The organism is Pedobacter aquatilis, from assembly GCF_032678405.1.
Classification (GTDB): Bacteria; Bacteroidota; Bacteroidia; order Sphingobacteriales; family Sphingobacteriaceae; genus Pedobacter; species Pedobacter aquatilis_A.
Genome location: NZ_JAVTSJ010000004.1, coordinates 310,843 through 323,470 on the forward strand (window position 1 = coordinate 310,843; position 12,628 = coordinate 323,470).

Annotated in this window: 13 protein-coding genes; 6 read left to right on the plus strand and 7 right to left on the minus strand. The window is 46.1% G+C overall.

Going from position 1 to position 12,628, the window contains the following annotated elements; all coding sequences use genetic code 11:
* The first annotated feature begins 17 nt into the window (after window positions 1-17).
* The 4 genes from R2R71_RS12800 (at window position 18) to R2R71_RS12815 (ending at window position 5,016) form a co-directional block, all read left to right on the plus strand.
* Window positions 18-989 (plus strand): type IX secretion system membrane protein PorP/SprF, encoded by a 972-nt coding sequence (locus R2R71_RS12800; protein ID WP_316831663.1) that lies wholly within the window; start codon window positions 18-20, stop codon window positions 987-989.
* A gap of 23 nt (window positions 990-1,012) precedes the next feature.
* Window positions 1,013-2,818, plus strand: a complete 1,806-nt coding sequence (locus tag R2R71_RS12805; protein WP_316831664.1) for an OmpA family protein — start codon at window positions 1,013-1,015, stop codon at window positions 2,816-2,818.
* Window positions 2,819-2,830: 12 nt separating this feature from the next.
* A complete protein-coding gene (locus R2R71_RS12810) occupies window positions 2,831-4,063 on the plus strand; it encodes an NUMOD1 domain-containing DNA-binding protein (protein ID WP_316831665.1) in 1,233 nt (410 codons plus the stop codon).
* 584 nt (window positions 4,064-4,647) lie between these two features.
* Entirely contained in the window at window positions 4,648-5,016 is a 369-nt protein-coding gene (locus tag R2R71_RS12815; RefSeq protein WP_316831666.1) for a response regulator transcription factor, read from the plus strand.
* Window positions 5,017-5,472: 456 nt separating this feature from the next.
* Here R2R71_RS12815 and R2R71_RS12820 read toward each other — a convergent pair whose 3' ends face one another.
* Window positions 5,473-5,664, minus strand: a complete 192-nt coding sequence (locus R2R71_RS12820; protein ID WP_316831667.1) for a hypothetical protein — start codon at window positions 5,662-5,664, stop codon at window positions 5,473-5,475.
* Window positions 5,665-6,141: 477 nt separating this feature from the next.
* Here R2R71_RS12820 and R2R71_RS12825 point away from each other — a divergent pair, with 477 nt between their 5' ends.
* Window positions 6,142-6,609, plus strand: coding sequence for a PA2169 family four-helix-bundle protein (locus R2R71_RS12825; protein ID WP_316831668.1), 468 nt, complete (start codon window positions 6,142-6,144; stop codon window positions 6,607-6,609).
* Between the two features lie 239 nt (window positions 6,610-6,848).
* Here R2R71_RS12825 and R2R71_RS12830 read toward each other — a convergent pair whose 3' ends face one another.
* The 3 genes from R2R71_RS12830 to R2R71_RS12840 all read right to left on the minus strand — a co-directional run bounded on the left by R2R71_RS12830 (window position 6,849) and on the right by R2R71_RS12840 (window position 8,734).
* On the minus strand, window positions 6,849-7,286 hold the full coding sequence (locus R2R71_RS12830; RefSeq protein WP_316831669.1) for a two-component system response regulator: 438 nt from the start codon (window positions 7,284-7,286) through the stop codon (window positions 6,849-6,851).
* Between the two features lie 48 nt (window positions 7,287-7,334).
* On the minus strand, window positions 7,335-7,961 hold the full coding sequence (locus R2R71_RS12835; protein ID WP_316831670.1) for a PAS domain-containing protein: 627 nt from the start codon (window positions 7,959-7,961) through the stop codon (window positions 7,335-7,337).
* A gap of 71 nt (window positions 7,962-8,032) precedes the next feature.
* A complete protein-coding gene (locus R2R71_RS12840) occupies window positions 8,033-8,734 on the minus strand; it encodes a YetF domain-containing protein (RefSeq protein WP_316831671.1) in 702 nt (233 codons plus the stop codon).
* A gap of 246 nt (window positions 8,735-8,980) precedes the next feature.
* Here R2R71_RS12840 and R2R71_RS12845 point away from each other — a divergent pair, with 246 nt between their 5' ends.
* Entirely contained in the window at window positions 8,981-10,465 is a 1,485-nt protein-coding gene (locus R2R71_RS12845) for an alpha-amylase (protein ID WP_316831672.1), read from the plus strand.
* Window positions 10,466-10,851: 386 nt separating this feature from the next.
* Here R2R71_RS12845 and R2R71_RS12850 read toward each other — a convergent pair whose 3' ends face one another.
* The 3 genes from R2R71_RS12850 to R2R71_RS12860 form a co-directional block, all read right to left on the minus strand.
* A complete protein-coding gene (locus R2R71_RS12850) occupies window positions 10,852-11,337 on the minus strand; it encodes a hypothetical protein (RefSeq protein ID WP_316831673.1) in 486 nt (161 codons plus the stop codon).
* A 183-nt stretch (window positions 11,338-11,520) separates the two neighbouring features.
* Window positions 11,521-11,676 carry a hypothetical protein gene (locus tag R2R71_RS12855; protein ID WP_316831674.1) on the minus strand — a complete coding sequence of 52 codons (156 nt, stop codon included), beginning with the start codon at window positions 11,674-11,676 and terminating at the stop codon, window positions 11,521-11,523.
* Window positions 11,677-12,028: 352 nt separating this feature from the next.
* On the minus strand, window positions 12,029-12,283 hold the full coding sequence (locus tag R2R71_RS12860; protein ID WP_316831675.1) for a hypothetical protein: 255 nt from the start codon (window positions 12,281-12,283) through the stop codon (window positions 12,029-12,031).
* Window positions 12,284-12,628 lie beyond the last annotated feature (345 nt).

Genomic DNA, 12,628 nt, shown 5'->3' on the forward strand with positions numbered 1-12,628 from the left:
TTTGAATCGAAAATAATATGAAGAAATTAATTATATTAATATCCGTATGCCTGTGCATGTTGAACGATAGACTTGCTGCTCAACAAGATGCGCAGTTCAGCCAATACATGTTCAATGGGATTTATATCAATCCAGCATATGCAGGTTACAAAGAACAGCTCAACCTGCATGGTTTCTACCGAAGCCAGTGGACAGGGATCAATGGCGCGCCACAGACCACTTCGCTTGCGGTAGATGCGATTGCCAATGAAGGCAACGTAGGCCTGGCTTTCCAGGTATCCAGTGATAAGCTTGGGGCACAGCGGAATCTTTCAGCTTATGCCAGTTATGCCTATAGGATCAGAATGAATGCTGATGGCAGTGCCCGACTAGCTTTCGGTATCAGTGCTGGCGCCGTACAGCTCGGTATTGATGGCGCCCTGCTAAATCCAAATGACCCGGAACCTTTTCAGCCAGTTGGCATGCAGAGTACTGTGGTTCCAGATGCCAGGGCAGGGGTTTATTATTCAGATAACCGTTTTTATGCGGGTTTCAGTGTAGATAACCTGGTTTCTCAATATATCGACGTGGATAGATATGCTTTTATCCCACAACCCAAGCCGCATTACTACTTAACTGCGGGAATGCTTTTACCATTAAACACCGATATCCTGCTTAAACCATCATTTTTGCTTAAAGACGACCGCGGTGGTCCTACGAGCCTGGATATCAGCGCGTTCTTTATTTTCGCAGACAAGCTCTGGCTTGGCGGAGCCTATCGGAGTGGTGTAAATCTTTACAGCAAATCCTATCTGCAAAAAGACCTGACAAAGGTTAATTCAGCTGTAGCTGCTATCCAGGTCTTTCCCAAAAAGGAAATCAGGATTGGTTATGCTTATGACTTTTCAATAGGTCCCCTGCAAGGATATAGTAGCGGCACCCACGAGATTTCGATAGGCTATTTTTTCAATAGAAGAAATGCCCGCATGCTAAGCCCACGTTATTTCTAGTTTATTTATCTATCTCAAAAGCAATGAAGAAGTATTTACCATCGATATACATCACTTTGGCCTTAAGCATGAAACTTTTGCCTGTACAGGCGCAATATGTTCTTAAAGAAGCTGACGGGCAATTCGCGCTTTTCAATTATAGCCGTGCAATCGAGCTTTATCAAAAGGCTTACCTTCAAAAGCAAAGCCTTCATGCAGCCGAACGCTTAGCAGAGAGCTACCGGCTAAACAGCAATTTTGAAAAAGCTGCACATTGGTACAGCATTGTGGTAAAGATGCCGGAAAGCAAGCAAGAGGATATCTTTAATTATGCACAGGTTTTGCAGCAAAATGCCCGCTACGGTGAGGCCAAAGCCGTCTATTTAGCTTATTTTGAAAAAAGTGGCAAATCGGATGATGTCCGCAAAACCTTAGCCCTTGCTTCCTGTGACTCGGCGATTTCCTGGATGGCTAAGCCAAAAAATATAAAGCTTCGCAACCTGGAGCATTTCAATTCCGCACAATCAGACTGGGGAGCACGCCGCTACGAAAGTAGCCTGGTATTCTCCTCTGATAGAGAAAATCCTCAACTTGCGCAAAACCTACAGCCGCGCTTTCTTAAGTTTGATGGTGCTAAGTTGCCTGACCGGAAGGTTTATGGATGGACAGGAAATGGCTATCTGAAACTTTACCAGGGCCAGGATGATGCAGCAATAGCGCAATTTCCTATTCCTACTGGCCCTGCTTATCATGTGGGTCCGGCAAGTTTTAGTACAGATGGAAAAACAGCCTTCTTTACCCTTACCCATATTCCGGAAAAGCTTGATAAAGGGAAAACAGTGACAACTATCCATACTGAGGTTTATTACAGTAGCAAAGATAGTTCTGGCCGCTGGGGAAAACCTGAAGGCCTTGAATATAATAATGCTTTGGTCTATTCATTGGCTGATCCATACCTCAGTGCCGATGGAAACAGACTTTATTTTAGCTCCGATATGCCGGGGGGCATGGGTGGAAGTGATATCTACTATATTGATCGCTCCACTTCAGGCGAATGGGGCAAGCCCCAAAACCTGGCAGCAATTAATTCCCAAGGCAATGAACGAACGCCATTTATCGATGGGAAGGGACATTTGTTTTTCGCGAGTGATGGACGCATAGGGATGGGTGGGCTGGACATCTTTGTTCATGATCCCATCACAGGGAACATTGATAACCTTGGGTATCCCGCAAATTCCCCTCAGGATGATTTTGCCTACTTCAGCAGTGACAAACTCGATGAAGCGTACCTCAGTTCCAACCGGGAAGGTGGTAAAGGCAGTGATGACCTTTATAGCCTTGATCCTTTTCATCAGCGGTCGCCCGCAGTCAATCCGCTCAGTGGCCCCCTGCAAAATACCTCGGCTGGTAACACTGATCGATCGGTGGAAGACCGCAAGCCGCTGCCCGTACCCCAACAGCAGAATGAACCTTTACAGGCGCTGAACGCCGATATCAGGCTGGAAAATATCTATTATGATTTTGATCGATACGCAATAAGAAGCGATGCCGCTGCCCAATTGGACAAGGTTGTTAAAATAATGCTGGAAAATGCCGATATTTATATCCAACTCAGTTCACACACAGACAGTCGGGGTGATGATGCATATAACCTGAAACTTTCCCAAAGAAGAGCAGAAGCCGCGGCAGCTTACCTGATTGCCAAAGGTATCTCGGCTATTCGTGTCGCCTTCCAAGGCTATGGGGAAACCAGATTGCTCAACCGATGTACAAATGGTGTACACTGCAGCGCCGCTGAGCACCAGCTTAACCGAAGGACAGCTTTAACGGTAAAAAGAATAATGCCATAAATAAATAAGCCTATGCCACTGCGCAAATTTCTCGATCCAAACTTTAGTCCGCCAGAAGGCGAGCGGTGGACGGACCTGTCGGGATATGAAGCATTTTACCGCATTTCGGATCACGGAAGGCTTATCAAAAAGGCTTATTATTGCAAAAAAGCAAAGACTGCAGATCGCCTGGTACCCGCACGCCTAGTGAAGCCGGTATTGAGGAAATCAAAAAACATTTATGTGGGCGACTCTCTGGGCTATTTATATAAAACTGTTTCGATCGAGGGAAAAAGCGTAACTTTTGGGCTGGGCAGAATGGTATACTACCATTTTGTTGCCCCCTTTGACCTTGCTGATCGCAACCTTTTCATTTTCTATAAAGACAAGGATCATAACAACCTCTACTATGCAAACCTGATCCTAGGTGATCAGCAGTTAAAGCAGCAGCGCATGCTTAGCGCCGCCCGCCGGGGAGACCCCCTGGGTGAGATCAGCGCAGAAACGCGGGAAGCAGCCACCGCCAAAATGAAGGCTACCATGCATGGTAAATCAGTCTACCAGATCAGCCGCTATAATTTGAGCGGGATCCTATTGGAGAGCTACCCCAATGCTGCTGTAGCGGCAGCAAAACTTGATGGTGATTTAAAAACGATCCAGAAAGCCTGCAAGGGAAGGCCCTTAACTTACAAGGGTTATCTGTGGCGCCGTGGCATTGCCGATCAGCTCAGTATGGTCACGCTTGAGGAGCCTTCAGGTGAGGGAGATTTAACTAAGCGCCGTTTCCCCCGGTGCATCAGCCAATATGATCTCGAGGGAAGGCGCATCCAAAGCTTTCCCACCATAAGAAAAGCGGCTCAGGTGTCTGGATATAGTATAAGCCATCTCTCGGATACTCTAAGGGGAAAGTATTTAACATGTGGTCCTTACTTCTGGCGGCGGGGCAATATTCCATCTATCGAGGTACAAGCGCTGAAAAACTCCCCTTCCTTCCGGCATACTGCCCTGGGCAGGGCCGAGGCTAAAATCAGTAAATACGATTTAAATGGCTTATGGAAAGCCAGCTATATCAGTATCAGCGCTGCGGCTAAGGAGAATAAGATTGATCCCAAGTGTGTTGCCAACGTGCTTAAGGAAAAGGCAATCACGGCCGGTGGCTTTCTGTGGCATTTCGGTCAGGCGCCAAGCATTGATCTGAACGAAATCCGAAAAAAAAAGCATTATAAAAATTCCCGTCTGGAGAAATTCTGGAAGCGCAGGCATTAGCGCTTGCGGCCAAACAGGCCAAGGGCGAGGTTCATGGAAGAAGTTGAAAAAAGCACTCATCCCCTGTGTCCGCAAACGCTGCTCGTAAGGAAACATATTGTCGGGCACATACGTTAGGTAAAGGCTTTTGGAGGAACAAGATTCAAAACACGGTCGGAAATTAACAGCTATGGCGATGATTTTAACCAATTGGACTATAGCAAGGACTTTCCAGATTAAGAAATGTATCTTTAGATTAAGCGCCCGTCATCGGAAAAAGGCTGGCAGTGTTGTTTCTGTCCGGCCGGGATGGGAAAAATGCCACAGCACCGCGATAAATACGCAACGTGCTGTACCTTGGCGGGCGCTTGTTTGGTAATCATCGGCCGTAGCCATACTTACCACGGCCTGCCTGCCGTGATTTCCTGTAATGTCATGCCAGCGGAACCACCTTTTTCAAACCATCATCCAACATCCGTGATAAATACTCATTTTTTGCGAAAAGGTAAAAAAATTAAAGGTTTTTTGAGAGCAATTTTTAGCTTTGGCAAGCTATGAGGACTTTCCGCAAAAGACGGGATTTAAGCCTCCGAGAAAAATTGTGAATGAGTAAAAAAATTGTTATCCTCGAAGACGATGCGGGGATCATGGAAGTACTGGAATTTTTGTTGCAAGAAGAAAACTATCAGGTTGACGGCTACGCAAGCGTTGACGCTTTCCAACAGGCAGATCTAATCCCACCCGACCTCTATTTACTGGATGTACGGCTTCCTGACGGAAACGGCATTGAAGTGTGCAGCAGGATTAAAAACAGCGAACGTACAAAAAATGTACCCGTGCTGATGATGAGTGCCCATGATACCCCTGATAATATCAGCGCCAGTTGCCAGGCCGAAGGTTTTATTTCCAAGCCCTTTGATATTGATGACTTCTTACAAAGGGTGGCAATGGCAATCGCGGGGGCAAAACAATGAAATCATCCATGGTCGCAATGTAAGTAGTTATGGATAATTTCCCCGCCTCCAAACCAAGTTAAACCGAAAGCTTTAAGCTTTGCCAGACTTACTATCTGCGAGGAGCTCCACGCCATATTTGCCGACGATTTTCGCACTTGGAAATCAGATCAGCCCCAGGGGTTGCCTTGGTTCCGGCCGCAATCTGCCTGCCAGTATTGTTCAACAAACGTGCTAGTTTCGGTTTGCCAAATACCTTGTCCTGATTGCTAGCCGAAAACCTGGCCCTCAGGCACCGGATTTATTGATGCCGGCGAAACCATTACCCGTGATTTGCGCTCCTTGAAAACATGAGAACTGGTATCACTTATTTGCACCGTTTGAGCAATATTCCAAAATCATGAGCACACCTTTAGCATACACTGCTAGCTAACCCCGGCCAAGACATCGCTTTGATAAGCTAACAAATAGTGTCAGCTAGCAACAGCCCAACTTATAGTCGAAGCGTTTACGGATAAATTCTTCAATCGCTTTACGGTTGCGGGTTCCGGATTTTTCCACACAGGTGCGGTACTGATATATGCTCAGGCCAATCTCATCTGCGGCAAACTTAACTGCTTCCAGGTTCTCCATGTCAACTTCTTCACTTGTTTTATACTCGTCTTTCATATAAGGCAATTTTCTGCACAGACCCTATGTCCGTCCGATAAATCAACAGGGATAAGCCCTGATAGTTTTGCCAATTTTCATTTTCAAAGCAGGCTTGGCAAGTTTGGGTCAAGCAAGTCATGAAGACAATGTTTTTGGCAAGATCCTCATTTCGATTTGCTAAAACAGATAATCTTCTATCTCCATATAACAAAGCGATAATCTTTCTTCATGCCGAACTGTAGGGACTTTGCACGGGCACAGCATGTTGCAAGTTTTTGCCTTCGAGCAAAGCCACCAGAATAGGATTCAATGTTAACAAGAAATTTGGGGACGCTTTTATGTCAGGCTTTTCCTTTAGTCCGGAAAACACACGCCTAGCGATTCGGGCGATTATCTACTGTGGTAGCAGCCTATCGGCATGTTAATAATTTTCAGCCCAGGTAGCCAAACATTCCAGGCTTTAACCGGGTTTAATAAAGACAAAATTTAAAAACTATGGAAAACAGCGAAAAAACAGTAAGCGTATTAAACGACCTGATTCAAATCAATAACGACCGTGCAGATGGTTTTGACAAAGCTGCAAAAGACCTGAAGGAAGAAAACATCGACCTTAAGGCTACATTTGAAAAGCTCTCTGCAGACAGTAGGACCAACGTCACTGAACTTGCAGGACTGGTAGGGAAAAAAGGGGACAATCCGGATACGGGAAATACGATTTTGGGCAGCTTACACCGTGCATGGATAGATATTAAAGCTAGCTTTGGTGGCGATGACCGCCATAGTATCCTTGCCGAATGCGAGCGTGGAGAGGATGCGATCAAGAAAGCTTACAGGGATGCCCTTAGCGATCAGGACCTTGGCACCGAGGTACGTGATGTTTTATTGAGCCAGCAATCTGGCATTAATGCCAGTCACGACCTGATCAAAGGTCTGCGCGATGCCCAAGCTAAAATAAACGATTAGTAAAAGCGGGGCGTCAGGCCGAGCGCTTTGCGCCCTGTTTCTTTTCCTGGGGAAACGATAAAATTATTGCAGCTGTGGAATGCTTCAGGGGCCAAAGCTATTATACCAACCAAATGCAATTTGGTGGCCCAGCAAGAGCATCTCAGCCCTTTTGCTTTGGTAAAGTACCACTGCAGTTAAAAGTACGACCGCGCCTGTCTAAACAGAAATCTTTTTCCATCAAACCTTGAGATAAAAACCTAATCTGGAACTTTTAGTTCATTCCCATGCTGGAGGAAATTATCCAGGCTATGCCTGGTCCCGAGGGCTGCAATCTGGTCCTGAGAAAACGGCTTCTCCAGAAAGTCCAGTACAATATCAAAGGATCCGGCCCGCTGGCGGTCAGCTGCTTCTATGGAGGAAGTTAGCATTACCACCTGTGTTGAGGCACGTAAGTTGCTTTTATTGAGCGCATCCAGAAACGTCCAGCCATCCATTCCCGGCATATTGATATCCAGAAAAATCAAGAACGCCTTTTCACAGCTATCACCTGCGGCAAGAAGCGCCAAGGCCTGTTCCGCCTGATCAAAACAATGCGGGGAGGCGCCTGGAACACAGTCCCTGATAATCATATCATGCAAAAACAGTGCGATAGGATCGTCATCAACAAAAATAATTTGTGCCTGGGCGTTGCTCATGAAACTTAATTTATCTCAATAACAATGGCAGCACCGAAAAGTTTGAACTCATCGATCCTGATTTTTTTCATCAATACTTGATACTATAGTCCTAATCTCCTCATCGAGCTTGCCCGCACTATCGAGTATCATTTGCACGATCCGGCTGAGTTGATCAGCACCAATGGGCTTTTGAAGCATCGTGGCCAACGAGAGAATATTCGTCAGCGGTGCACGCAATAGATGGGACTGTCGGAATGCGATATTGCTAAGGAGTGAATGTTGCGCCGCAACTTCCGATATTGCACCCTCAAGCTTGCGCTGTCCGGCGACAAAGTCTGTGATGTTGTAGCCCATGCAAAATATTCCCTGGGGCTCACCCCCGGGACCGAATAAGGCGCGGTATTCCCACTGGGTATAAATATAATCGCCCTGACCATCATGCTTTCGAATGATAGCAGGAAACAACTTTCCAGGATTGGCAAAGCATTTTTCCGCCACTTCCCGACAGGTTTCCCTGTCATCAGGGTGCATGGTGATGTGATAGGGTTGGCCTACAAAGTCATTGCGGATATACCGAAACTTCTCCGCATAATGCGCATTTACATATGCATAGTTTCCATCCATACCTGAGATAATAATATAGAAGATGTTTGAGTGGTTGAAAATCTCTTTTGTTTCCGCTGTCTGTTCCATCAGTTAATAGTTGTGTAATTATTCATATTTTTTCCTAGCTTCTCAAGGCTAAGCACAAGCAGGCCGAATCCTCAACCCAGACGCCGGGTGTCGAGCGCCGCCACCCACTCGGTTTTTTGGCACCTCGGGCATTCCCCCGGCGTTGAGCGCTCCATCACCCGTCCGCAATGGGTACATGCATAACTGCCCCTGGCAATAATCCGTGTGGAGCGTTTTGAAAAAGGCTTTGGGTAAACAGGTAAACCTGCACAGGTATCTTCCGGAGCGTAGAAAAGAAAGCTCACCTGACCGTTGGATTCGAGTAAGGCTGCCCTTACCTGGCCAAGGTGTTCTATATGTTGGATACGCATTTCCGCAAAAAATTCATCTTTCGCAAAGTTAGCATCACCATCTCTTTTAAGCGTGAAAAGCCCCTCTTCAATAATGTAGAGTGGTTCGCCCTCCAGGATACTTTCCACGCGCTGGTTCTTCGCAGCGAGATAAGTGATCAGTCGATAGAGGCCTAAGATGACCATAAATACCAACAGGGAAGGCAGAATGGCGGATTCGCCGCTGAGCATAGGATCTCCCGCTGCCGATCCGAGCGCGATAATAATCGCCACCTCGAATATACTCAGCTGCCTGACACCTTTTTTGCCTGAGGCGCGCAAAAAAATGAGCACCATCGAAAACATGATCACCGTCCTCAAGGTAATCTCAAGCATCAGCTCGACGTTGAGGCCGTTAAGGAATACAGCACTGAAATCAATTTCCGCTAATACCATTTTTCTCATCCTTTCCCAAAAATACTGTTTTGGCACATAGCCATACTACTTTTTTATTCATTGCTATTGGTTTTTTGTTTAAGGCCCATTAAGTCCAAGGGTAAACCCTGGTAAGACAGGAAAAGTTTTGCTCAATGCTGTCGAATTTGTAAATAACATCATTGGAAATGATTAAAGTCAATTAAACTACCTTTTGCAAAACAATAAGGCAACAGACAGGGTTGATAGGCATTGATTAAAACAAAATAATATACTATGGAAAATAAGACTATGCTGCAGTACTTCGAGTGGTACTATCCCAAAGATGGAAGCCTGTGGCGCAAAGTCAGCCAGGAGGCCGGCCGGCTAAAACAAATGGGGATCGACGCCATCTGGCTTCCTCCTGCACATAAAGGAATGGAAGGGGCAGCTTCTACAGGTTATGATTCCTACGACCTCTACGATCTGGGAGAATTCGATCAAAAGGGTGGGATTCCCACCAAATATGGAACCAAGCAGGAATTCGTCCAAGCCGTGCGCGATGCCCGCGAACAGGGGATACAGGTGTATGCCGATATTGTCCTGAATCATTTGGGCGGTGCCGATGAAAAACAGGCTGTCACGGTACGGAAAGTTGATCCCGAAAACCGTAATCAATTTATATCCGAACCCTATGAAATACAGGCCTATACTGTGTTTACCTACCCGGGAAGAAATGGAAAATATTCATCCTTTAAATGGGATTTCCAGTGTTTTACCGGTGTAGACTTCGATGCAGGAAATCAAGAATCTGGAGTTTACAGCATCCAGAATCAGTATGGCGAAGGATGGGAAGAAGTGCTGGACAGCGAACACGGAAATTATGACTACCTGATGCTTACCGATATTGATTTCCGTAATCCCCACGTACGCGAGGAACTCAAAAGATGGGGCGAATGGTTCTTTCAGACAGCAGAAACTGACGGCTATCGTCTCGATGCGATCAAACATATGCCGGCAGGGTTTTATAACGAATGGCTCGACCATATGCGCAGCAAAACCGGCAAGGAATTATTCACCGTCGGTGAATACTGGTCGCCATATGACCTGCAGTCCCTGCTTGATTATATCCAGCAGACCGATGGCAGGATGTCCCTATTTGATGCCTGTCTACAGGCAAACTTCTCCCGTGCGTCCAAAGAAGGGGAATATTTTGACTTAAGTACCATCCTTGACGGAAGTTTGGTATCGGTAAGGCCAGAACTTGCAGTCACCTTAGTCGAAAACCATGACACTCAGCCACTGCAGTCGCTGGAGCAGACCGTGGAGCCTTGGTTTAGGGCTCATGCTTATGCCATTATCCTACTCCGTGAAGCGGGATACCCTTGTGTTTTCTATTCGGATGTATATGGGTCAAACTATACTGATAAGGGCACAGATGGAGAAGACCACGAAGTTACATTACTAGCACTCCCTCAGCTTATAGCCCTGCTCGCTCTGCGCAGGGACTATGCCTATGGGCAGCAGCGAGATTACTTTGATCACCCCAGCTGCATAGGATGGACAAGGGAAGGGGAGCAAGGCCGTGAAAGTGCCGGCCTGGCGGTGATTATGTCCAATGGAGAAGAGGGAAGAAAAAGAATGGAAGTGGGTACCGCTTTTGCTGGCAAATCCTTCCGTGACCACCTGGGGCACAGTCCTGGCGAAATTCTCATCGGAGCGGATGGCTGGGCGGAATTTTATGCGCAAGCCGGTTCAGTATCGGTATGGGCCATCGCCTGATTAGACTATGCGCGGGGAACGCCCCCGCACATAGATTTTTTTGGTCAGCCGAAGATCCCATCAAAAAAAATAGCTAATGCAAGCGCTCAGCATGAAAAAGCGGCTAACTGCCTGCCGAAAGGCTTATATAGTCCGGTCAGCATTGCAGCAATTTTTCCCACAGGCAACATTGGCAATTAGTCTAACCGCTGAAAACCACAATGGCATATGGCACATGGGTATGGTAGACGCTTCTTGACTTTTCCGCTTATCTTAATATCAATCATACCTGCTAAGGCAACTCGTAGGTTAATAATTCCTGGATCGGAAGAAAGCTGTTTCGAACATTTGCAAAGGATTGATGAGCCTCAAGGATAGACCCTATGATCAATTATACCGCCAGGAACCTACAGAAGGGGGCAATAAACTTTGTTGAAATCCCGTGCATTTCTTGCTTTATGAAGCGTCTCAGCGATTCTCAGAATTTCATCAAAACTCTCATCAAGCCTTATGATCTCCCCATTGAGTGTTTGCCGGACAGGCTTACCCTCCTGCGCGTAAAAGCGTTTTACCTGCCGAAGCTCAACCGAGGGCTGGACAGGGTTGAACTCCTGGATGGCATAAATAAGCTGACCTGCACTAAAATAATATTCACACCTCACCGTCTCCCTATCATTGATGAGTTTATCGCTAACCTTTACCAACTCATTGCCCTGCCAACTATAATTGATTTCACCCTTGTCAAAACAATACCCAGCCACGAACTGCAAGCGTTCCAGGCGCAGCTTCATCCGGTCAATTTTTTGGCAGCGCCGCACGATGCCGTCGATTTGAATATCTTCCCTCCATTGACTGCGAGGAGCCCCTTCGCCCCAATTCACAGGCGTTGCCATCACTACACAAATACTGAAGACCAAAACCGTTAAAGTAAAAACAGTGCACCGTTGTATTCCCCTATAAAGCATATTCAAAAATTTAAACCCTGTGGACCCAAAACAAAAGCGCAACCTGCGGGCACGATAGCTTGAGAGCTGCGGCACAGCTGCTCGAAATAAATCTCCAGTAGCCCCTTTGCGCTAAGCGGGGTCATCTTTGGGGTTTTCGAAATCTGCTTTTCCTGATTTGGAACTTCCTTGCTGTTTTCCCCGAATAGCTTTATTTTGCTGAGCATCCTGTTTAGGGGCATCGGTTTTTTTTGTTCCAGACTTCTTTTCTTCTTGTTTCTTAGCCATTTTTGGTATCTTAAGGCGGATATTTTAAGGTTTGGTACGCTCAGGCGTGACAGCAATCACACATTATGACTTATCAGTCTCTTTTTAGCCTGCAGGGTAATCACAACCGATACTATGAACTACAGCAGTTACTCGAAAAGGTTTGCATTAATTTTATTTTAGCCCCTGTGGCTACACCGGACGATTATAGCTAAACACTAAATGCCTAACTGAACAGGCCCAGACTGCCTGCATTAGCAAAGTTACGGACTGGTGCTATTCGCGGGTGTAGCACAAATCTTAGTAGGGTTTTGATTGAACGGACCTGAATTTCGAAGAGGATAAATTCGATATCCCAAAGGATAGCCGCGCTTCAGCTTATTGATTTGATACGGTAAGGATGTTCCACCTCACGCCTTTGCTGAAATGCAGTTATAATTTCTCCATTACCATCGATATCACCCTTCATCATTAACATCAATAAATCCAGCACGGGTTTTCTACGGATGTACACCGCAACTTTATCCCCCATGAAGAGCACCGGCAGCATTAAACGCTTCCGCCTTAAAAATGGCTCGAGCACATACAGAAATGTCGCCGAACGCAATACGATACAGTAATTAATCATGGAGCTATCCTTATATCAATTTAACCTGAAACTTTAACGAAAGTTTTAATTATATTCACAATTCGCGTGAAGCTAGTCATATACTGCAATCGGTAGACAACAATTATTCTTTTGCTTCCTTAGAGCTGGTCGGTAAACAAAGGCATCTTTCGGAATTGATAGCTTCGGCGGGATATTGATCCAGCGGTACCATCAAATCCTTGCTGGGGCTGCAAAAAAAGCTTGGATCGTAACAATCAGACAAAGCTTGCGAGCAATTAAGTTAAAAACAGTGAAATAGAGGCTCGGCAATTTGCTTGATTGATCTCAGGCCCCCGAAACAGTATTGGGAAAATATAGCATTCA